The organism is Yokenella regensburgei, from assembly GCF_051486985.1.
Lineage (GTDB): Bacteria > Pseudomonadota > Gammaproteobacteria > Enterobacterales > Enterobacteriaceae > CBFFRJ01.
In genome coordinates, this window is record NZ_JAHVDV010000050.1 from 1 (window position 1) to 21,187 (window position 21,187).

The following is a 21,187-nucleotide window of genomic DNA, read 5'->3' on the forward strand; positions in this document are numbered from 1 at the left end:
CCGTTGGAGAGCACAAAGCGGTCGCGGTCGGCCCAGGCCGGGTTGTTCGGGTTGTGGTTCAGGAAATCACGCCACAGGACTTCGGCAATGTCAGCCATACCCATCGGGGCTCCCGGATGACCGGATTTGGCTTTCTGTACCGCGTCCATGCTCAGCGCACGAATGGCATTGGCAAGCTCTTTACGTGAGGACATTTTGACTCCAGATCGGACTGTTAAAGGCCATACCCGCAACGACTTGACTACAGCGCGTTTTGGGCTACGCCGGAAAAAAGTGCCAACAATGTAACCCAAGCGGCAAGTCATGTACATGGAGCATCCTTTTGACGATTAAGAAATCTCTGGAAGCTGCCTGCGCGTTGCGCAATGGACTCGCCCGCTTATCATTCTATTCTTTATACTTATGCATCCGCACCGGTTCGATTGTAACCGGCGTGGTATCAGAATGATGAGTCAACCTGCGTGGAAAATAAGAGATGAAAATTCGCCCGGCTTTGCTTGCTTTGGCCACCGCTACCCTGCTGGCAGGCTGCCAGAATATGGACTCTAACGGCTTTTTGTCTTCGGGGGCCGAAGCCTTTCAGGCCTACAATCTGAGTGATGAACAGGTCAAAACCCTGAGTGATGAAGCCTGTAAGCAGATGGACGGTAAAGCCAGTATCGCCCCTGCAAGCAGCCAGTACAGCCAGCGTCTCGCTAAAATTGCCAACGCATTAGGTGACAACATCAACGGCCAGCCGGTGAACTACAAAGTTTACATGGCGAAAGATGTCAACGCCTTCGCCATGGCCAATGGCTGTATCCGCGTTTACAGCGGTCTTATGGATATGATGAATGACAACGAAGTCGAAGCGGTCATCGGCCATGAAATGGGCCACGTTGCGCTCGGTCATGTGAAGAAAGGTATGCAGGTGGCGTTAGGCACCAACGCGGTTCGTGCAGCGGCGGCCTCTGCGGGCGGCGTGGTGGGAAGCCTGTCACAATCACAGCTGGGGTCGCTCGGAGAAAAACTGGTGAATTCGCAGTTCTCGCAGCGTCAGGAGTCCGAAGCGGATGATTACTCCTATGATCTGTTGCGCAAACGCGGTATCAGCCCGCTCGGCCTGGCAACCAGCTTCGAGAAACTGGCAAAACTGGAAGAGGGACGCCAGAGTTCCATGTTTGACGATCACCCGGCCTCAGCAGCGCGTGCGCAACACGTTCGCGACAGACTGGCAGCAGACGGGATTAAATAACGGAAACAGTGCCGGAGGTGTTTTCTGCCTCCGGCAGTATGACTTAATTACTCATCTTCAAGATACGTATAACCGTACAGCCCCGCCTCAAACTCTTCGAGGAATTGCTGCTGTAACGCATCGTCCAGATCCGTTTGCTTGACCTGATCGCGGAACTGGGTCAGCAGGGTTTTCGGATCAAGCTGCACGTATTCCAGCATGTCCGCCACGGTATCTCCCTCATCCGACAACTCCACTTCCACGCTGCCGTCAGGGAAGACAAAGACATCCACCGCTTCGGTATCGCCAAACAGGTTATGCATGTTGCCAAGGATCTCCTGATAAGCCCCTACCATAAAGAAGCCCAGCATCGGTGGATTCTCAGGATCGTATTCCGGCATCGGCATGGTGGTAGCGATGCCGTCACCATCGACATAGTGATCGATAGCGCCATCGGAGTCACAGGTGATATCCAGCAGCACGGCACGACGTTCCGGGATTTGATTTAACCCTTCCAACGGCAGAACCGGGAACAACTGATCGATGCCCCAGGCGTCCGGCATTGACTGGAACAGCGAGAAGTTGACGTACATCTTGTCCGCCATACGTTCCTGCAATTCGTCAATAATAGGCCGATGCGCACGGTTACTCGGATCGAGCTGCTTTTGCACCTCATGACACATATTGAGGTACAACTGCTCAGCCCACGCACGCTCCTGCAGACTGAAGGCACCGGAAGAGTAGCCGATATGAATATCATGCAGATCCATCTGGCTGTCATGCAGCCACTCGCGCAGCGAACGACGCGTGCCCGGCTCGTGCATCTCCTGCCAGGTTTCCCACATGCTTTGCAGCGCGCGTGGCGCATCTTCCGCCGGAGCCGTCGCCTCGGTATACTCGTTGCGCTCAACCCCGATGATGTTAGAGACCAGAACCGTATGGTGTGCTGTTACCGCACGCCCGGACTCAGTAATCACCGTTGGATGCGGCAGGCCATTCTCTTCGCAGGCATCGCCAATGGCCCAGATGATATTATTGGCATACTCATTAAGGCCGTAGTTCACCGAACAGTCGGACTGCGAACGCGTCCCTTCATAGTCCACGCCCAGACCACCGCCGACGTCGAAGCATTGAATATTCACGCCAAGCTTATGTAACTCAACGTAAAAACGTGCCGACTCACGCACGCCGGTGGCAATGTCACGGATGTTGGCCATCTGCGAGCCAAGATGGAAATGCAGCAGCTGGATACTGTCCAGGCGACCACGTTCACGCAGAATTTCCACCAGTTGCAGCACCTGGTTTGCTGCCAGGCCGAATTTAGACTTCTCACCGCCGGAGGACTGCCATTTACCGGAGCCCTGTGAGGCCAGACGCGCACGCACGCCAAGACGCGGGATCACGTTCAGGCGCTCAGCTTCATCCAGCACGATGGCGATTTCAGACATTTTCTCGATGACAAGATAGACCTTGTGACCCATCTTCTCGCCAATCAGCGCCAGACGGATGTATTCACGGTCTTTATAGCCGTTACAGACAATGACGGAGCGGGTCATGCCAGCATGGGCCAGTACCGCCATCAGTTCCGCTTTTGAGCCCGCCTCCAGTCCCAGAGGTTCCCCAGAGTGAATCAGAGATTCAATCACCCGGCGATGCTGGTTCACCTTAATGGGGTAGACCAGGAAATAATCGCCATTGTAGCCATAAGACTCACGTGCACGTTTGAACGCAGCATTAATAGAGCGCAGGCGATGTTGCAGAATCTGTGGGAAGCAGAACAATGCAGGCAGGCGTTGGCCCTGCGCTTCACGTGCTTTCACCAATTGCGCAAGATCGACACGTGCCTCCGGGACGTCAGGATCGGGACATACGCTGATATGGCCCAGTTCGTTGACGTCATAATAGTTATTGCCCCACCAGGCAATGTTGTAAGTACGTAGCATCTTGCTGGCTTCCTGGGAGCTCATCGCAACCTCCTGCATGGAACGTAGTACACCGTGCTCGCCTGCTGACGAAGGCGAAAATGAAGACAGGTCGTCAGACATCGCGAACCTCAAAAGTTTTAAGTGTAAGACAGTCAACTACTATCGCAGCGTAACAATGCGATAACAACCCATAAGCAGTCTGATTTTCCAGCACAAAATGCTGGGACGCAGACTGTGCGACCGGTTTCTTGTTCATATTCATTGTAAAACACGTGACCGAACTTACGTATGACGGTTCGGCGAAACCACGAGAAAACTCCTGTGTGATCAGGAGAGCCCTTGTTCAGTCGTCACCGCGCCATGCCGGCCCGGGAGTCCTGAGAAGCGCCGAAATGGGTATAACATCGGCAGGTTTGCAGACTGGATTTGCGGATTGCGGGAAAAGTATGTGCGTCAGAACGACGCAGCAGATTCTGCAGAAAACGACGGTTCATTATCTCGTATCACCTCCACGCAAATCAGGATGATTCGCGACAAGCCAAAGCCATAAATTGCTTAACCCGGCTGGAAGTGGCAACACGGTAACCCGTGCGCTTTTTAGATAAGCCGCGCGCGGCGTTTTATACCGACTACAGGCTAAAAATGCAAAATAAAAAATTACGTTTGCGGCACGGGCAGGAAAAATTTCTGTAACCATATCAGTCAGTCGGTGTGGCGCATCAAAAAACGCTGGCAATGGGGTTAAGAATTAACCTAGAATAGCCATCCAGATGTTAATCCATCTAAACTGATTAACACTTAGACAGCCTGTGCCTTTACCTGCACGCCTTAGCTGCGCTACGCAAAGGCAACCCGGCACGCTGTCCAGGCCAACCGAATTATTCCAGGTGAAAACAGAACATGGCAAAACACCTTTTTACGTCTGAGTCCGTTTCAGAAGGGCATCCTGACAAAATTGCTGACCAAATTTCCGACGCCGTGCTGGACGCGATCCTTGAACAGGATCCGAAAGCGCGCGTTGCCTGTGAAACCTATGTGAAAACCGGCATGGTGCTGGTCGGTGGCGAAATTACCACCAGCGCATGGGTGGATATCGAAGAGATCACCCGTAAAACCGTCCGCGAGATTGGCTATGTGCATTCTGACATGGGCTTTGACGCTAACTCTTGCGCCGTACTAAGCGCCATTGGTAAACAGTCTCCTGACATCAACCAGGGTGTTGACCGCGCCGATCCGCTGGAACAGGGTGCGGGCGACCAGGGCCTGATGTTTGGTTATGCCACCAATGAAACTGACGTTCTGATGCCAGCGCCCGTTACCTACGCACACCGTCTGGTTGAGCGTCAGGCACAGGTGCGTAAAAATGGCACGCTGCCGTGGCTGCGCCCGGATGCGAAAAGCCAGGTCACTTTCCAGTATGACGATGGCAAAATCGTTGGTATCGACGCGGTAGTGCTCTCTACTCAGCACGCTGAAGATATCGACCAGAAATCGCTGCAGGAAGCGGTGATGGAAGAGATCATCAAGCCGGTTCTGCCGACCGAATGGCTGAATACCTCTACCAAATTCTTTATCAACCCGACGGGCCGTTTTGTTATCGGTGGCCCGATGGGCGACTGCGGTCTGACCGGTCGTAAAATCATCGTTGATACCTACGGCGGCATGGCGCGTCACGGTGGCGGCGCTTTCTCCGGTAAAGATCCCTCAAAAGTGGACCGTTCTGCGGCGTACGCGGCGCGTTACGTAGCGAAAAACATCGTGGCGGCGGGTCTTGCGGATCGTTGTGAGATTCAGGTTTCCTATGCGATTGGTGTCGCTGAACCGACCTCCATCATGGTGGAAACATTTGGCACAGAAAAAGTCCCTGCAGACCAGCTGACTCTGCTGGTGCGCGAGTTTTTCGACCTGCGCCCGTATGGCCTGATTCAGATGCTGGATCTGCTGCATCCTATCTACAAAGAAACCGCAGCCTACGGTCACTTTGGTCGCGAACATTTCCCCTGGGAAAAAACCGACAAAGCGGCACAACTGCGCGAAGCGTCGGGCCTGAAATAATCCTCTGCCCCTGCCGCGAGAAAAGCCAGACCTGTGCTGGCTTTTTCTTTTAATGCCAGCAAAAAATTCCCTCACGCTTCCTGACGCTGACTATAATTGTTATGGATTATCAGCAGCTTATTGAAACCGATTACATCACGTCTGACGCGGCGTTCAGAGCAGAATCCTTAGCTCTACCCGCTTGTTACAGCGCCGATCGGTTTAGTCTGAAACTGCCCCCGCCGGTCCATCATATTCTCCGCTTATATCTATAATATCTTTCAGTTTTATTCAGGGATGTTAATGACCATGCATGTAACCGATTACACTACCGGATCCTGCAGCAGAACACTCCCCCTTTAAACTGACGTCATTATTAATAAAAACGCATAAAACAGATGGAGGGCATCATGCCTGACAATAAAAAACAGGGGCGTTCAAATAAGGCGATGACCTTTTTTGTCTGCTTCCTGGCAGCCCTGGCAGGGTTACTCTTTGGCCTGGATATTGGTGTCATCGCGGGCGCACTGCCCTTTATCGCAGATGATTTTAAAATTGACTCTCACACGCAGGAGTGGGTGGTCAGCTCAATGATGTTCGGGGCTGCCGTCGGTGCGGTGGGAAGCGGCTGGCTTTCCTGGCGTCTTGGGCGCAAGAAAAGCCTGATGATCGGTGCCGTCCTCTTCGTTATCGGCTCACTCTGTTCTGCCGCAGCGCCAAACGTGGAAATTCTGATTATTTCCCGTGTGATCCTTGGCCTGGCGGTGGGTGTCGCCTCTTATACCGCCCCGCTCTACCTGTCAGAGATTGCGCCGGAAAAAATCCGTGGCAGCATGATTTCTATGTATCAGCTGATGATAACCATCGGTATTCTCGGCGCCTACCTCTCCGATACCGCATTTAGCTACAGCGGCGCGTGGCGCTGGATGCTTGGCGTCATCATCATTCCGGCGGTGCTGTTGCTGATTGGCGTCTTTTTCCTGCCGGACAGCCCGCGCTGGTTTGCCGCCAAGCGTCGCTTCCACGATGCGGAACGCGTATTGATGCGCTTACGTGATACCAGTGCAGAAGCGAAAAACGAGCTTGAAGAGATCCGTGAAAGCTTGCAGGTGAAACAGTCTGGCTGGTCACTCTTTAAGGATAACGCTAACTTCCGCCGCGCGGTTTACCTCGGCATCCTGCTACAGGTCATGCAGCAGTTTACCGGGATGAACGTCATCATGTATTACGCGCCGAAAATCTTTGAGCTTGCCGGTTACAGCAACACCACCGAGCAGATGTGGGGAACCGTGATTGTCGGTCTGGCGAACGTACTGGCCACCTTTATCGCTATCGGTCTGGTGGACCGCTGGGGACGTAAGCCGACGCTGGTGCTGGGCTTTTTGGTGATGGCCGCAGGAATGGGGATTTTGGGTACGATGCTGCATCTGGGCATCCACTCTCCAGCCGCGCAGTACTTCGCGGTGGCGATGCTGCTGATGTTTATCGTCGGTTTTGCCATGAGTGCCGGTCCGCTTATCTGGGTGCTTTGCTCGGAAATCCAGCCGCTGAAAGGGCGTGATTTTGGTATCACCTGCTCGACGGCCACCAACTGGATAGCCAATATGATCGTGGGGGCAACCTTCCTGACCATGCTGGACACCTTCGGTAACGCCAATACCTTCTGGATCTACGCGGCGCTCAACGCACTGTTTATTGTGCTGACCCTGTGGCTGGTGCCAGAAACTAAACACGTCTCGCTGGAGCACATTGAACGTAACCTGATGAAAGGTCGTCCACTGCGCGAAATCGGCTCACAACGTTAAGACCACTGCGCTCAGCCTCCAAAGGGGCTGAGCGCCTCTTGCATCCCCTCTCTTCCCTGACCGCCTTCACCATCCTGCCTTTAGTCAGCGCGCTGGTTTCCCGATGTATGGCCTGGAATAAGGGGCTTGTCACACTCCGGCTAATAAAAAATTAACCTATACCTTTTTATTATTTTCATTTGAAACATGATAATGATAATTATTATGTTAACATCCAGTTATTGTTTAGTGAAAATGTATGTATGCCCATGTTTTTTAAAGGAACAACTACGCTTTATCTCTGGAGCACCCTTTCGCTGGCTGGCATACACCCTGATGATTAGGAACCCTCATGGATCACATTGTTTACGTGGTGGACGATGACCATTCTGTCAGGCAGGCACTGGTCAACTTACTGAAAGCGGAAGATTATCGGGTCGCTGACTTTTCCTCTGCCGATGACTTCCTGGCTCACCCTTTCTCACCTCAACCCGGCTGCCTGATTCTGGATATGAATATGCCAGAAACGGGAGGGTTTGACGTTACCGAGGCGCTGACCCGGCTGGGGTATGCCCTGCCCATTATCTTCCTCACCGGATTTGGCACCATTCCTTTATCCGTTAAGGCGATGAAGGCTGGCGCTTATGAATTTATGACCAAACCCGCCGTGCCCGGCTTACTTCTCCAGGCCGTGGCGGGGGCGCTGAAACTGGCAGAGCAGACACTGGGCGCATCTCAGGAAATCCAGCACCTTACGGCCCGCTACGACTCACTGACGCCACGAGAAAAAGAGGTCTTTCAGCTGGCAATCGGCGGGCTGCTGAATAAGCAGATTGCTACCGCAATGGGGGTGAGCGAAATCACCGCCAAAGTGCACAAAAAGCGGGTGATGGAGAAGATGGAGGTGCGCTCTCTGACCGATCTGGTCAGGGCCGCTGACCGTCTGAACATCCAGAAAACGCTCAGCCGCTAAGCTCTCCCTCCTGCACATGGTGGGTGGGCAGCACAAAGGTGAACTGGCTGCCGTGCGGCGTAAGAGGCTCGGCAGACAGTTTCCCCTGATGTTTTTCAATAATCCCATAACTGATGCTCAGCCCCATGCCCATCCCCTGCTCCTTGGTCGTATAGAAGGAGTCAAACAGACGCTCCTGCACCTCAGGGCTAAGGCCAATACCCGTGTCCGCTATCCTCAGACGTATTCGTCCTGGTGCCGGGTTATCAGAGCTCACCGTCAGCATGAGGGCGCGGCTATCAATGCCCGCCATTGCGTCAATAGCATTGACGATAAGGTTCAGCAGCACCTGCTGGATCTGCACGCTGTCGCCCTGGATGAACACATCACTGGCGTCGAGGTTGTAGTGCAGCGCAATCTCTTGTCGCTCAAGTTCACTGCGTGACAGGGCCACAATGCGGTAAACAAGATGGTGTAAATTGATGCGTGTGCAACGTGATGTCTGATTACGGGTCAAGGCCTGCAGGCCACGGATAATATTTCCCGCCCTTTCTCCCTCGCTGATTATCTCCTCCAGACTGCTGCGCGCATTGGCGAACATGGGCGGTTCGCGATTCAGCCAGCGCAGGCTGGCACCCGCATTGGCAACAATCGACATCAGCGGCTGATTGATCTCATGAGCAATAGAGGCGGTGAGTTGCCCGACGGTGGTTGCGCGGGAGACGCGGGCCAGATCGGCCTGCGCCACCCTAACGGCGTCCTCGGACAAACGGCGGCCGGTGATATCGGTAATCACCCCGAAATACTCCGCGACGTTGGTTTCATAGCCCACGGGATTACCCACGCCGAGTATGTAACGGCACTCCCCATCAGGCCGAAAAATACGAAACTCCGCCCGCATGGACACACCGTTGCGAACGCTATCATTCACCAGCGTGTTAATACGCTGGAAATCCTCAGGGTGAACCAGGGTCATAAAATCAGCCATCGACAGGGTTCGCTGTCGTTCTGGCAGCCCCAGAATGCGCGCATATTCATCAGAGACAAACATCACATCCTGTTCGAGCTCCCAGCGCCAGATACCGGTGTTGCTGATTTTTTCACCCAGCATCAGCGACGTCTGACTGGTACGCAGCTCTTTTTCAGCCCGACGGCGCTGCACGTTTTCTTCCACCAGTTCGGCGTACAGGCGGGCAGTTTCCAGCGACACCGCTGCCTGGGCCGCCAGCATTCTGACAATACGCGAGTCTTCCGCGGTAAAAATGTCCGGCATCACCCGGTTTTCGAGATACAACACACCCACCAGCTTTCCCTGTTTATGCATTGGCACGCACAAAATAGCCGCCCCGGAGGTCACGAGGTACGGGTCCTGGCTGAAGGGGCCAAACCGTTCCGGTTTACTGATGCGGATCTCCTGCCCGGTACGCATCACCGCTGCCAGCACCGAAAGCGGCATATCCGTTGCCCCCGGACGCTCTCTGACAAGCTCAACGTTTACCCCTTCAGATGAGGTCTCAGCGCAGGCCTGCGTTTCCGGGATAGTGTTATCAATAATTCGGATCAATAGCCCACGCTGGGCTCCCGCCCGCTCCAGCAGAATGGTCATCAGCGTGTGCACCAGGCGGTCGAGGTCTATCTCTTCGGTCATGGCGCGCACGGCACGCAGGACACTTTCCAGATCGTTCACGGCTTCATTTTGCGCAAATGCGATAGTGTCATAAGGCGAACGCTGCCCGGCGGGTGCCAGATGTGGATACTGGCGTTCAAGATGGCGAACTTTGGCGGTGGCTCCCCACCGACGCCATGCCGAAAAGGCGTTTCGGACATAGCCTTCTGCTGCCGTTACCCAGCCGGTGGCTCTGGCAAAACGGCCCGCTAATTCGCAGGCGAGGCCATTGACTGGATAACATTCGGATTCACCCGACAGGGCAATCGCCTTTTCATACTGCGCGACGGCGGTCTCATTATCCCCGTCAAGCCGTGCCAGTTCGGCACGAAGCAGGGCTGCCCTGTCCGCAAAGGCAGCAGGGTTATGCCCGGCCCAACGGACAATATGCGCATAATGGGCATTAAGGACGTCTCGCTGTGCACTGTCGGCCCCGTTCCGGGTCAGGCATTGCGTCAGTGAAAGCGCACTGTAGAAATGGTAATCGAGCAAATGGATATAGCCTGGCACCATATCAGCGACGGGCGTCGCTTTTGCCAGACAGAAAGCGGCATCTTCATACTCCCCCGCCATGAAGTGCGCCATCCCGCGATACAGCCAGAACCAGAAAACCGCCAGCGGGATAGGCTGGGCTTCCCGCGGGTTGGTCACCGTCAGCAGCGAGTCAGCAAACAGATTGTGGCCGCTAAAGGTGGCGCTGGCAGTATTACGCAAATGGTTAACATACAGACGCTGGATAGAGAGCATAATTTCCACATCGGGAAAATGGAGTTTACGCACAAACCCCAGCCCCCCCTCAATGGTGGAGATAACACCGTCCAGATGATCGCCCCGGGTCAGGAAATTCATCGTCTGATGGCGAAGGACAAAACATGCTGCGGTAAGATCGCCATGTTCGACCGAGGCGGTGAAGCAGGCCTTCGCATGCTCAATCGCCGTACCGAGCGGCTTCACCCAGGCGCTGCACAGATCAACCGCAAGCCAGGTACGCCCGGTAAAATGGGTAAGCTGATGTTCATCTGCAAGGTCGCGCCCCAGTAGCGTGTAGCGATACCCCTTTTCATACTGATGGTAACGGCAGCCAATCATTACGCCATACCAGGCAAGCGCGGTGGTGGACGCGCCACTCAGCCCTTTTTCCAGGGTCATTAGCATGATTCGGGCCAACAGGATGAAGTGCAGTTGCGGACAGGCGAACGCAGAAAACATACTGGCGCTCAGCATCAGGTTCATGATGGCCTCCGCTTCAGGGTCCTCAATGAGCGCAAGCTGGCGGAACGCTGCCTCCGGCGCATCCCCTAAACGCCTTTCAAGCATTTGCCAGATAATTCTGCACTCATCGTCAGCAGGACGACGACTCAGATGAATGCCAAACACCGCCAGCCAGGCTAAGGATGTTTCAAGGGCGAGGCTCATGTCTGACTGACGCATATGCACTTCTGCCAGCATGCCCGCGGCCATTGCTTTTTGTTGCAGGTTCCCCGGCGCACTCATCAGTTGGTGACAAAGCGCCAGCGCAGAGGGAAGGTTTCCCTGTAAAAACTCACACTCCGCCTCTTCAAATGTGAGGCTAAAACTGGCCTGCGCCCGATCGCGCTGTGTTGTGCTTTGCAGACACTTTGCCGCTCTGAGATAGCGCACCGCTGACGCATAATCCCCGGTCAGCCTGGCGCGCTGGGCCGCCAGCCGGCAAACGTGGTGGTAACGCTCTCGCTGCGGTGACAGACGCAGGCTTTCCATCGCCGAGATAATGTGATGCACCGCCAGAAAGAGATGTTCACTGCTGTCATCGTCCGCCACCGTCCCGGTGAGTCGTTCGGCTGCGGCAATGTTTAAACGGACAACGTCCTGCGCATCAAGCAGAGCCAGCGCGGCCTCGTGAACCCGGTCGTGGGTAAAAGCATACTGGGCATCGGAAAGGCTAATAAGCCTTGCGGCCACGGCCGGTTGCAAATCTTCATGCAGCTGTTCCGGTGTTATCTCCAGAATCTGACTGAGCAGCGCGGGCTTGCCGGTTCCCCCCACGCAGGCCAGGCAACCGAGCAGATTTCGCGTCTGCGGCGGCATTTCAGCCAGTTGCTTTAATACCAGACTCGCCACGTTTTCAGTGTAGGTATGCGAGCGAATTGCCTCTAAATCGTAGTGCCACTTGCCATACTCTTTATGATGAGTAATCAAACCATCCTTGAAGATGCGCTGGAAAAACTCATGAGTAAAGAGTGGGTTACCTCCGGTTTTTTCGTGGATCAGCGCAGCCAGCTCGCCCAGGCTCGAGGCACGGGTTTGCAACAGGTTCGCCAGCCAGCGGGCGACCGCTTTCACACTCAAGGGCTCGGGGCGAAGCTCAAGGCTGTAGCGCGCCCGGAGGCGTAACGCCGACAGGAGATCCTGTTCACCAGAGGCGGGAAACGTATCGGTATCGGAGCAGGACACCACAACCAGAAGGGGTAATGATTCCGTGCTGCTGAGCAAATGCTCCAGCAGTTGCATACTGGCCTGATCGATCCAGTGAATATCGCCAATCAGCAGCACCAGCGGGTTATCCGGCGTGGCGAACGCTTCCACCAGACGATGCGCCATCAGGTTGAAACGCATACGGGTATCCGCCGACTGGGTGTTGACCACCGTGAGCTGCCGGTTATCCAGCAACAGCCCCAGCTCCGGCACCAGTTTAATGGCCAGCGCGGCATGGCTGCCTAAGGCCCGCGTCAGGCGCATTTTCCAGCGCGCTACCTCTTCCGCCTCAAGCCCCAGCAGCCACAGCGTCAGCGAGCGAAAAGCGGAGGCGATAACGGTGTAGGGTAATACCGGAGAGTATTGATCGGCCTTGCCAATTGCCAGCAGCGTCTGGCGCTGCTGAAGCACTTTCAGCGCAGAGGAAATAAGCGACGATTTTCCGCATCCTGGCGGCCCGCTGACGGTAACCAGCGCATGACAACCGCTTTCAACCACACGATCAAAGGCGGCCAGCAGTTGCGGGTGCTGAGGGTGATTCAAAAAAAGCGGATCAGGCAACATACGGGTGGGTTCCCTGTCCTGCAAACCGGGCGTAAATGAGGCAATCTCGCCATTTTTTGCAAGCGACGCCTGGCAGCGGCGCAGATCGGCCATCAGCCCTTCTACGGTCTGGTAGCGATTTTCAGGGGATTTTTCGAGCAGACGCAACACGATCTCCGCCAGCGTCGCCGGTACACCGGGCCGGCGCAGGCGGGGGGAACGGGGAGGTGAAGCAATATGGTGATGCGCCCACTCGGCCTGTCCGGCGTCGTTGAGATCAAAAGGCAGTTCACCGGTTAACAGTTCATAAAGCACAATGCCCAGGCTGTAGAGATCGCTACGGCTGTCGACTTTGTCGCGGGTGCGGGCGGTATGTTCCGGGGACATATACGCCAGCGTGCCGCCGGACACCGTCATGCGGGTGGCGCTCAACGTCTCCTCCACCCCTCTTGTCAGTCCAAATCCCCCCAGCCGGTAAGCCCCACCGGGATCGATAAAAAAGTGTCCGGGCTTGATGTCGCTATGAATCAGCCCCTGCGCGTGCATCTGGCGCAGCGGCGCGCACAGACGCATCGCGATGGAGAGGAAATCGGTCATGCTGCGCCCGCGCGTACGACTGGATTGTGCAAGGGTGCGGAAGGGAAACGGGGCGTAAACCAGCGCGTAGTGGCCGTGAAAGCTGGTGCAGTTCATCGGCTTTATGGCCCATGCGCCGGAGAGCCTGGCGCGTAATGAAAACTCATTTTTCAGCCGCTGCGTGGTCGCAAACGCGGCTTCGTCCCCCGCTACCGCCGCGCTGGCGAGGATAAAACTGCTGTCCGAGTGGAGTGGCTGACAGAGCGTCCACGCAATGCCACCCTCCTGTACTAAACGGGTGAAGATAATGTCATCGGTCAGGGTGACGACTTCACCGTCCATCATTTTTCCGGCGGCAGAGAGTTTTTCGCTCATTAACGCTCCTCACGTAAAGAGAGTTCGCGGCGGATCTGTTCCAGCAGCGTATCGATGTTAATAGGCTTACGCAGCAGCGTGACGGACTCGGTTTGCGGCGCATAACGCGACAGGTTTTCGTCTTCATGCCCGGAGACAAAAATGACCGGCGGAGGTGTCATGCTGTCGAGCAGATGTTGGTAGAGCGCCGGACCGCTCATGCCTTTAAGCTTAATATCAATAATAAGCAAAGACGCCAGAGACAGCGCGGCTTCATCATTGAGAAACGCCTCGGCAGATTCAAAGACGTCTGTGTCGTACCCTTCCGACTGCAGCAGGTTGCTTAACCCGCTGCGGACGGAACGTTCATCATCAATGATGACAATGCGCGCTGGCAGCGTCATGTCTGGTCCTCTGTCTTTCACTCACGCGAGTGCGTGTCACTCCTGGCGAACGTCTTTACCGTCAGGGGGAGGAGTGCCACTAATTTTGGGCACGCATTCATGACGAAACCATGCCAGGGTCACCGGCTCGCCGCGCAGGAGCCGACGGCCAACAGGAATAAGTTGTTCACCCACTAACATACCGAACAGGCCCAGCAGAGCTATGACCGGAGGGGCGGGTGAATGCACTTGCATCGCACCATAAATGACGCCAGCCAGCAGGCCAACCGCCAGAGAAACAGCATAGGATTTCAACATGGTTAGCCTGCCTCTGTATAGCGACTTATGGCAGATGCGTTATCCGCATGCGATGGAATAACCTGTGGCTGACTGATGGCCGCGGAGGGCGCATCCTGGGTGATAACGGCGGCGATCAGGTGTTCGCCCGCCAGCATACCGAGCAACCCCACCAATGCAATAGCGGGTGGCGCGGGTGAACGGACCTTAAGCACCGCGTACAGAAGACCGATAAGCACGCCTGCGCCAAGGGAAATGAGCTCTGTGCTCATAGGAGATCTCCCGTTGTGTTGAACTGAACGGGCCGGGGCAAACGCCCCGCCCTTTGTCAGTCGTTATTTATTGGCCGGAACCGGAGCCAGAGTACGGTGAGCGCCTTTCGCACGCGCTGGCGCTTTATGCACCATGGTGTAGGCGTAATCCACACCCATGCCGTAGGCACCCGAGTGCTCTTTGACAATATCCATCACCGCGTTGTAAGTCTCTTTGTGAGCCCAGTCGCGCTGCCATTCCAGCAGAACCTGCTGCCAGGTCACAGGGATCACCCCCGCCTGAATCATGCGCTGCATCGCGTAATCATGGGCTTCTTTAGAGGTGCCACCGGAGGCATCAGCCACCATATAAATTTCATAGTCACCTTCCAGCATGGCGCACAGCGCGAAGGTGTTGTTACACACTTCGGTCCACAGGCCAGCCACCACTACTTTCTTCTTACCGTTTTTCGCCAGCGCATCACGCACTTTCTGGTCATCCCATGAGTTCATGGAGGTGCGTTCCAGAATGTCGTGTTCCGGGAATACATCCAGCAGCTCAGGGAAGGTATTGCCGGAGAAACTTTCTGTTTCTACGGTGGTGATAACGGTCGGAATATTGAAGACCTTAGCCGCTTTCGCCAGGCCAACCACATTGTTTTTCAGCACCTGGCGATCAATAGACTGCACGCCAAACGCCATTTGCGGCTGCTGATCGATGAAAATCATTTGGCAGTTTTGAGGGGTCAGGACTTCAAGCTTAGTGTTGGTCATAAGAATATCCATTGTCGTTAAGTTACAGTTTCCCGCAACGGAGGCGGAAACCATGCTGACAGAGACCGGGATATTCTCGCGCTGCATCAACAGACGAAAGAGAAGCACAAAGCGGCTGCCTTTTAGCGTTCGTCCCGGGCCATGCTGTCGGAGCGGATAGTAAGAGTTGTTTGGAATGAGAACTATTATCTCTGTGTATAACTATACGTTCGTATAGGTATACCTTCGTATAACTAGACGCCGTTTTCCCCTGCTCACCATAATCCTTCCAGTTTTCACGCTCTGCGTTGACGGGGCATCTCATCTTGTCCGGCGGTTTAACTTAAGTGCCGGGCGTTTCAGACAGGAGGATTTATGGTCTCGCTCGATAAAGCAGAGCTGATTTTACTCAACGGCAACTTTCATACGGTAGACAGGGAAAACCCGGTTGCCGCTGCGGTTGCCATCCGCGACGGCAAATTTCTGGCGGTAGGCAGTCAGGCCGAAGTGATGGAACACCACTGCGACGGCAGTAAAGTCATCGACCTCAAAGGCAGTACCGCCATACCCGGCCTGAACGACTCGCACCTGCACCTGATTCGCGGCGGCCTGAACTACAACCTCGAACTGCGCTGGGAAGGTGTGCCCTCGCTGGCGGATGCCCTGCGGATGCTGAAAGAGCAGGCTCTGCGCACGCCGTCGCCGCAATGGGTGCGCGTGGTGGGTGGCTGGAGCGAATTCCAGTTTGCTGAGCGCCGCATGCCGACCCTCGACGAGATCAACGCCGCCGCCCCGGATACACCAGTCTTTATCCTCCATCTCTACGACCGCGCCCTGCTCAACCGCGCCGCGCTCCGCGTGGTGGGTTACACCAAAGACACTCCCAACCCGCCGGGCGGTGAAATTCAGCGCGACAGTAACGGCAACCCGACCGGGATGCTGATTGCCCGTCCGAATGCCATGATCCTTTACGCAACGCTTGCAAAAGGGCCGAAACTGCCGCTGGAACAGCAGGTTAACTCCACCCGCCAGTTTATGCGTGAACTGAACCGTTTGGGCCTGACCAGCGCCATTGACGCCGGTGGCGGTTTCCAGAACTACCCGGAAGATTACGAAATCATCAACGAGCTGCACGCCAAAAAGCAGATGACTATTCGTATCGCCTATAACCTCTTTACCCAGCGTCCGGGTCATGAGCTGGAAGATTTCGAAAAATGGACCGATATGCTCACCCCAGGCCAGGGTAGCGACTTCTTCCGCCACAACGGCGCGGGTGAAATGCTGGTCTTCTCCGCTGCCGACTTTGAGGACTTCCTTGAACCACGCCCGGATCTGGCCCCCGGCATGGAAGATGAATTAGAGCGCGTGGTGCGCCACCTGGTTGAACACCGCTGGCCGTTCCGTCTGCACGCTACCTATAACGAATCCATCAGCCGTATGCTGGATGTCTTCGAGCGCGTTAACCGCGATATTCCGTTCAACGGCCTGCACTGGTTCTTCGACCATGCGGAAACGGTGACCCAGCAGAATATCGACCGCATCAAAGCGCTGGGCGGAGGCATCGCCGTTCAGCACCGTATGGCCTTCCAGGGCGAATACTTCGCGGAACGCTACGGCATGGAAGCGGTACGCCATACGCCGCCGGTGGCAAAAATGCTCGAAACCGGCGTACCGGTTGGCCTGGGTACCGACGCTACCCGTGTTGCCAGCTATAACCCCTGGACCGCGCTCTACTGGCTGGTTTCCGGACGCACCGTAGGCGGCATGCAGATGTACGACGTCAATGCGCGACTGGATCGTGATACCGCACTGATGCTCTGGACCCAGGGCAGTGCCTGGTTCTCCAGCGAACAGGGCAAAAAGGGGCAGATCAAAGTGGGTCAACTGGCTGACCTCGCCGTGCTGAGTAAAGACTATTTCCGGGTGCCGGAAGAAGAGATCAAAGGCATTGAGTCGGTGCTCACCGTGGTGGATGGCAAAGTCGTCTATGCTGCGGGCAGCTTCAGCGGCGAAGCCCCACCGGCTATTCCGGTTCTGCCGGAGTGGTCGCCGGTAGTGAAGGTTCCAGGTCACTACCGTAGCGCACCGCCACAACAGGCACGCGTTGGCATGATGCCTGCCGTCCACCATTGCAGCGGCCCCTGTGGCGTGCACAACCATCAGCATGACGTGGCACGCGGTTCCTCCGTTCCGGTTTCAGACGATAACGCCTTCTGGGGCGCGCTCGGCTGCAGCTGCTTCGCATTCTGATGCCTATGAAAAACGTAACCTCAATGCTGCCCCGTATCGACGCGGGGCTGTTCTTCCTGCGCCTCACCGGTAGTCTGCTGCTTCTCTATGTGCACGGCCTGCCGAAGGTGCTGAATTTCAGCGAAGAACTGACAAAAATCGAAGATCCCTTTGGCTTTGGGCCGTGGATGAGCCTGCTGCCCGCCATTTCTGCTGAAGTGGTCTGCCCACTATTTATCATTCTGGGTATTGGCACCCGCCTGGCCTGCCTGCCGGTTATCGGCGTGCTGCTGGTGGCGATGCTGATGGTGCACCCACAGTGGAGTATTGCTGAAGGACAATTTGGCTGGCTGTTGCTCATCATCTTTACCACGCTGGCGTTGACCGGCGCGGGCAAATGGCGCGTCAGCGTGCCAGGAGAACAGGAGTTCAGGCATGGCACAAGTCAATGATATTCACACGGCGGCGGCGCAGGCCGCGTCAGCAGGCACAGCGCCAGTAAGCGCCTCCTCCTGGCAGCCTCTGCGCCAGCCGGTATTTCGTATGCTGTGGATTGCCACGGTGGTCTCCAACATTGGTTCATGGATGAACGATGTGGGGGTGAACTGGACCATGCTAACGCTGAGCGCTGATCCGCTCGCCGTCGCGCTGGTGCAGGCAGCCAGCAGCCTGCCGATGTTTCTCTTCGCCCTTCCTTCCGGGGTGATGGCGGACATTGTCGACCGGCGTAAATATCTGCTCTTCTCCCAGCTCTGGGTGTTTATTGCCGCTGCCGGACTCACCCTGCTGTCGTTTGCCGGACTGGTGACACCGACCGTGCTGCTGATTGCCGCTTTCCTGTTAAGTACGGGTGCCGCGATGAGTTCGCCGCCGTTTCAGGCTATTGTGCCGGACCTGGTGGATAAGCATGAGCTGGCTCCGGCTATCGCCCTCAACTCGCTTGGCATCAACATCAGCCGGGCAATTGGCCCGGCTCTGGGCGGGCTGGTGCTTTCGTTTGCAGGCCCCTGGGTGGTATTCGCTCTGAATGCGCTCTCCGTCCTCGGTGTGGCGTGGGTGCTCTGGCGCTGGAAAGCGGAGCCCTCCATTCAGCGTCTGCCGCCTGAGCACTTCTTCTCCGCGGTGCGCGCCGGGCTGCGCTATGTGCATGCCGCACCCGTGCTGAGAAATGTGCTGGTGCGCACCGTGGCCTTCTTCACCTTCGCCAGTGCGGGCTGGGCATTACTGCCGCTGGTTGCCCGCCGCGAGCTGGGTCTGGGCCCTGGTGGTTACGGGATCATGCTGGCCTGCATTGGTGTGGGGGCGATTTGCGGGGCGATTGTGCTGCCACGGCTGCGTAAACATTTCGATCCCGACAAGTTAATGGTGCTCAACAGCGGCATATTTGCCGTCAGCATGCTGGCGCTGGCTTTTGTCCGTCACTTCTGGTGGCTTAATGCCTTCGAGTTTCTGACCGGCTTTGCCTGGATTGCGGTGCTCTCAACGCTGAACGTGGGGGCGCAGCGCAGCGCGGCGAAATGGGTTAAAGCGCGAGCGCTGGCGGTCTATCTGACGGTCTTCTTTGGCTCGATGACGCTGGGCAGCGCCATCTGGGGGCAACTGGCCTCGCACTTTGGTATTCCAGCCTCACTCTGCGTGGCAACGGTGGGCATGCTGCTGGCGAGCCTGACGGCCCTGCGCTGGAAGCTGAACAAAGATCCCGACCTGAATCTGGATATTCGCGACGTCGACAGTCAGGCACAGTCGCTGGATATTTCCCATGAGCGTGGGCCGGTGATGGTGATGTACGACTATGAGATAGACCCCCAGGATGTGGCGGAGTTTGTCCTTTGCGTACAGGAAATTCGCCGGGTGCGCGTTCGTGGCGGCGCGCTGAGCTGGTCGGTGTATGAAGATCTGCAGCGCCCTGGGGTGTTTGTCGAGTCTTTCGTGGTCGGCACCTGGATTGAGCATCTGCGCCAGCTGGAACGCCACACGGTCAATGACCTGCTGATCCAGAGCAAAGTGCAGGCTTTTCATCGAGGTAGTCAACTTCCGACGGCGCGGTATCTGATCGCGCCCATAATGTAACAGCAACTCCTATCAACCTAATCACAAACGAGTGAGGTTTCAGGCATGAGCACCATCAAAACGCAGGACGGCACGCAGATTTATTACAAAGACTGGGGCACCGGCAAACCGGTATTGTTCAGCCATGGCTGGCCGCTGGATGGCGACATGTGGGACAGTCAACTGAACTTTCTCGCCGAGCGCGGCTACCGTGTCATTGCTTTTGACCGTCGCGGCTTTGGCCGTTCTGATCAGCCGTGGGAAGGCTACAACTACGACACGTTTGCCTCCGATATTAACGACCTCATCACCACGCTGGATCTTCAGGACGTGACGCTGGTGGGCTTCTCGATGGGTGGCGGTGATGTCTCCCGCTATATCGGTCGCTACGGCACGTCCCGCGTGAAGGCGCTGGTGCTACTGGGTGCGGTAACGCCTATCTTCGGAAAAACCGCCGACTATCCGCAGGGTGTCGATAAGAGCGTCTTCGACGGTATTCGCGATGGGCTGCGTAAAGACAGAGCGCAGTTTATCAGCGATTTCTCTACGCCTTTCTATGGCCTTAACGCCGGACAACAGGTCTCTGAGGGTGTGCTGACCCAGACGCTGAACATAGCGCTGCTGGCGTCGCTCAAAGGGACTATCGATTGCGTAACCGCGTTTGGCGAAACCGATTTCCGCCCGGATATGGCGAAAGTTGACGTGCCGACGCTGGTGATTCATGGCAGCAACGACCAGGTTGTACCGTTCGAATCCACCGGTAAAGTCGCGGCAGAGATGATTCCAGGCGCGCAGTTGAAAGTGTATGACAATGCGCCGCACGGTTTTGCCGTCACCCATCAGGATCAGCTGAACAACGATCTGCTGGCCTTCCTGCAGTCGCTGTAAGTTAAGAAAGGTTCATCGCGCTTTGCCGTGGAAATCCCTTATCGTTATCAAGAAAACCTGACCACGGTTTTATGGTAAGCACGGCATCGCTGCGATGCACAAACAGAGCGACTGTCGCTCAGACAGGAGGCTATCGTGAACTCATCCTTACCCTTTATGGGTTCCGAATTTTCTCCTTCTGCCTGATTATTTCTTCGCCTCTGCACTCCTCTCTGTAATTATCCCCTTCTTATTTAAGGACAATCCGGGCACGCCTCGCAGGAGAAACGCGCGTTTCTTCCGGCGGTAGCGCGCCTGTTTCGCGACATCATTCAGAAGGAACTGACCATGAGCGGAAAACCCGCGGCCCGGATGGGCGATGCCACCGCAAAAGGTGGCCCGATAATTCAGGGCTCCATGGGGGTGATGATTGGCGCCCCCACCGGGGTGGCCTGTTCGGTGTGCCCCGGCGGCAGGACGTCCGGCAACCCGGTTAACCCCCTGCTGGGGGCCAAGGTGCTGCCCGGCGAAACCGACCTCGCCCTGCCCGGTCCGCTGCCCTTTGTGCTCACCCGCGCCTACAGCAGTTACCGTACTCCCACCCCTGCGCCCGTCAGTCTCTTCGGCCCCGGCTGGAAAGCCCCGTTCGATATCCGCTTACAGCTGCATGATGATGCGCTGATACTTAACGACAACGGCGGCAGAAGCCTTCACTTTGACCCGCTGATGCCCGGCGAGACCGCCTTCAGCCGCAGCGAATCCCTGTGGCTCGCCCGTGGCGGGGCGCTGAAACTGCACGAGAGCAACGTGCTGCATGTGCTCTGGCAGACCCTGCCGGAAGCCCTGCGGATAAGCCC

General features: G+C 56.1%; 18 protein-coding genes. 9 read left to right on the forward strand and 9 right to left on the reverse strand.

Annotated features, from left to right (window positions below; all coding sequences use genetic code 11):
• On the reverse strand, positions 1-194 hold a 194-nt coding region (locus KXR87_RS22320; RefSeq protein WP_181854562.1), incomplete at its 3' end, for a hypothetical protein.
• Positions 195-475: 281 nt separating this feature from the next.
• On the opposite strand from KXR87_RS22320, the gene KXR87_RS22325 reads away from it, so the two are divergent.
• A complete protein-coding gene (locus KXR87_RS22325) occupies positions 476-1,234 on the forward strand; it encodes a M48 family metallopeptidase (RefSeq protein WP_437434384.1) in 759 nt (252 codons plus the stop codon).
• Between the two features lie 47 nt (positions 1,235-1,281).
• On the opposite strand, the gene speA is transcribed toward KXR87_RS22325, so the two are convergent.
• The 3 genes from speA to KXR87_RS22340 form a co-directional block, all read right to left on the reverse strand.
• The gene (speA, locus tag KXR87_RS22330) at positions 1,282-3,258 is read right to left on the reverse strand and encodes a biosynthetic arginine decarboxylase (RefSeq protein ID WP_437434385.1); all 1,977 of its coding nucleotides are present in this window, start codon (positions 3,256-3,258) and stop codon (positions 1,282-1,284) included.
• On the reverse strand, positions 3,251-3,400 hold the full coding sequence (gene yqgB / locus KXR87_RS22335; protein ID WP_437434386.1) for an acid stress response protein YqgB: 150 nt from the start codon (positions 3,398-3,400) through the stop codon (positions 3,251-3,253). The genes speA and yqgB overlap by 8 nt, the downstream gene beginning before the upstream one ends.
• Before the next feature lie 88 nt (positions 3,401-3,488).
• Complete coding sequence (locus KXR87_RS22340; protein ID WP_437434387.1) at positions 3,489-3,632, reverse strand: hypothetical protein; 144 nt, start codon at positions 3,630-3,632, stop codon at positions 3,489-3,491.
• Positions 3,633-4,038: 406 nt separating this feature from the next.
• Between KXR87_RS22340 and metK the strand changes: the two genes are divergently transcribed.
• From metK to KXR87_RS22355, 3 genes are all read left to right on the forward strand, one after another.
• The gene (gene metK, locus KXR87_RS22345; RefSeq protein WP_437434388.1) at positions 4,039-5,193 is read left to right on the forward strand and encodes a methionine adenosyltransferase; all 1,155 of its coding nucleotides are present in this window, start codon (positions 4,039-4,041) and stop codon (positions 5,191-5,193) included.
• Positions 5,194-5,582: 389 nt separating this feature from the next.
• On the forward strand, positions 5,583-6,977 hold the full coding sequence (locus KXR87_RS22350; RefSeq protein WP_437434389.1) for a sugar porter family MFS transporter: 1,395 nt from the start codon (positions 5,583-5,585) through the stop codon (positions 6,975-6,977).
• Positions 6,978-7,308: 331 nt separating this feature from the next.
• A complete protein-coding gene (locus KXR87_RS22355; RefSeq protein ID WP_437434390.1) occupies positions 7,309-7,929 on the forward strand; it encodes a response regulator transcription factor in 621 nt (206 codons plus the stop codon).
• Here the strand turns inward: KXR87_RS22355 and KXR87_RS22360 are convergent.
• The 5 genes from KXR87_RS22360 to KXR87_RS22380 all read right to left on the reverse strand — a co-directional run bounded on the left by KXR87_RS22360 (position 7,919) and on the right by KXR87_RS22380 (position 15,206).
• A complete protein-coding gene (locus tag KXR87_RS22360; RefSeq protein WP_437434391.1) occupies positions 7,919-13,522 on the reverse strand; it encodes a trifunctional serine/threonine-protein kinase/ATP-binding protein/sensor histidine kinase in 5,604 nt (1,867 codons plus the stop codon). The two genes, KXR87_RS22355 and KXR87_RS22360, sit on opposite strands and share 11 nt — an antisense overlap.
• Positions 13,522-13,905 (reverse strand): response regulator, encoded by a 384-nt coding sequence (locus tag KXR87_RS22365; RefSeq protein ID WP_437434392.1) that lies wholly within the window; start codon positions 13,903-13,905, stop codon positions 13,522-13,524. Before KXR87_RS22365 ends, KXR87_RS22360 begins: the two co-directional genes overlap by 1 nt.
• Positions 13,906-13,941: 36 nt before the next feature.
• A complete protein-coding gene (locus KXR87_RS22370; protein WP_437434393.1) occupies positions 13,942-14,202 on the reverse strand; it encodes a XapX domain-containing protein in 261 nt (86 codons plus the stop codon).
• A 2-nt stretch (positions 14,203-14,204) separates the two neighbouring features.
• Entirely contained in the window at positions 14,205-14,453 is a 249-nt protein-coding gene (locus KXR87_RS22375) for a DUF1427 family protein (RefSeq protein WP_437434394.1), read from the reverse strand.
• 63 nt (positions 14,454-14,516) lie between these two features.
• Positions 14,517-15,206: a hydrolase gene (locus tag KXR87_RS22380; protein ID WP_437434395.1), complete on the reverse strand. Its 690-nt coding sequence runs from the start codon at positions 15,204-15,206 to the stop codon at positions 14,517-14,519.
• Between the two features lie 354 nt (positions 15,207-15,560).
• Here KXR87_RS22380 and KXR87_RS22385 point away from each other — a divergent pair, with 354 nt between their 5' ends.
• From KXR87_RS22385 to KXR87_RS22405, 5 genes are all read left to right on the forward strand, one after another.
• Positions 15,561-17,435 carry an amidohydrolase gene (locus KXR87_RS22385; RefSeq protein WP_437434396.1) on the forward strand — a complete coding sequence of 625 codons (1,875 nt, stop codon included), beginning with the start codon at positions 15,561-15,563 and terminating at the stop codon, positions 17,433-17,435.
• 5 nt (positions 17,436-17,440) lie between these two features.
• Positions 17,441-17,866 (forward strand): DoxX family protein, encoded by a 426-nt coding sequence (locus tag KXR87_RS22390; RefSeq protein WP_437434397.1) that lies wholly within the window; start codon positions 17,441-17,443, stop codon positions 17,864-17,866.
• A complete protein-coding gene (locus KXR87_RS22395) occupies positions 17,850-19,484 on the forward strand; it encodes an MFS transporter (protein ID WP_437434398.1) in 1,635 nt (544 codons plus the stop codon). The genes KXR87_RS22390 and KXR87_RS22395 overlap by 17 nt, the downstream gene beginning before the upstream one ends.
• Positions 19,485-19,529: 45 nt before the next feature.
• The gene (locus KXR87_RS22400) at positions 19,530-20,351 is read left to right on the forward strand and encodes an alpha/beta fold hydrolase (protein WP_437434399.1); all 822 of its coding nucleotides are present in this window, start codon (positions 19,530-19,532) and stop codon (positions 20,349-20,351) included.
• A 327-nt stretch (positions 20,352-20,678) separates the two neighbouring features.
• Positions 20,679-21,187, forward strand: a 509-nt coding sequence (locus KXR87_RS22405; RefSeq protein WP_437434400.1) for a DUF6531 domain-containing protein, incomplete at its 3' end; no start/stop codon positions are given.

What these genes read in the sequence shown, in the direction of transcription:
- KXR87_RS22360 (WP_437434391.1), bottom strand. Translation starts at nt 13,522, where the DNA reads ATGAGCGAAAAACTCTCTGCCGCCGGAAAAATGATGGACGGTGAAGTC.
- KXR87_RS22365 (WP_437434392.1), bottom strand. Translation starts at nt 13,905, where the DNA reads ATGACGCTGCCAGCGCGCATTGTCATCATTGATGATGAACGTTCCGTC.
- KXR87_RS22380 (WP_437434395.1), bottom strand. Translation starts at nt 15,206, where the DNA reads ATGACCAACACTAAGCTTGAAGTCCTGACCCCTCAAAACTGCCAAATG.
- yqgB (WP_437434386.1), bottom strand. Translation starts at nt 3,400, where the DNA reads ATGAATATGAACAAGAAACCGGTCGCACAGTCTGCGTCCCAGCATTTT.
- metK (WP_437434388.1), top strand. Translation starts at nt 4,039, where the DNA reads ATGGCAAAACACCTTTTTACGTCTGAGTCCGTTTCAGAAGGGCATCCT.
- KXR87_RS22390 (WP_437434397.1), top strand. Translation starts at nt 17,441, where the DNA reads ATGAAAAACGTAACCTCAATGCTGCCCCGTATCGACGCGGGGCTGTTC.
- KXR87_RS22325 (WP_437434384.1), top strand. Translation starts at nt 476, where the DNA reads ATGAAAATTCGCCCGGCTTTGCTTGCTTTGGCCACCGCTACCCTGCTG.
- KXR87_RS22355 (WP_437434390.1), top strand. Translation starts at nt 7,309, where the DNA reads ATGGATCACATTGTTTACGTGGTGGACGATGACCATTCTGTCAGGCAG.
- speA (WP_437434385.1), bottom strand. Translation starts at nt 3,258, where the DNA reads ATGTCTGACGACCTGTCTTCATTTTCGCCTTCGTCAGCAGGCGAGCAC.
- KXR87_RS22375 (WP_437434394.1), bottom strand. Translation starts at nt 14,453, where the DNA reads ATGAGCACAGAGCTCATTTCCCTTGGCGCAGGCGTGCTTATCGGTCTT.
- KXR87_RS22340 (WP_437434387.1), bottom strand. Translation starts at nt 3,632, where the DNA reads ATGAACCGTCGTTTTCTGCAGAATCTGCTGCGTCGTTCTGACGCACAT.
- KXR87_RS22400 (WP_437434399.1), top strand. Translation starts at nt 19,530, where the DNA reads ATGAGCACCATCAAAACGCAGGACGGCACGCAGATTTATTACAAAGAC.
- KXR87_RS22395 (WP_437434398.1), top strand. Translation starts at nt 17,850, where the DNA reads ATGGCACAAGTCAATGATATTCACACGGCGGCGGCGCAGGCCGCGTCA.
- KXR87_RS22350 (WP_437434389.1), top strand. Translation starts at nt 5,583, where the DNA reads ATGCCTGACAATAAAAAACAGGGGCGTTCAAATAAGGCGATGACCTTT.
- KXR87_RS22370 (WP_437434393.1), bottom strand. Translation starts at nt 14,202, where the DNA reads ATGTTGAAATCCTATGCTGTTTCTCTGGCGGTTGGCCTGCTGGCTGGC.
- KXR87_RS22385 (WP_437434396.1), top strand. Translation starts at nt 15,561, where the DNA reads ATGGTCTCGCTCGATAAAGCAGAGCTGATTTTACTCAACGGCAACTTT.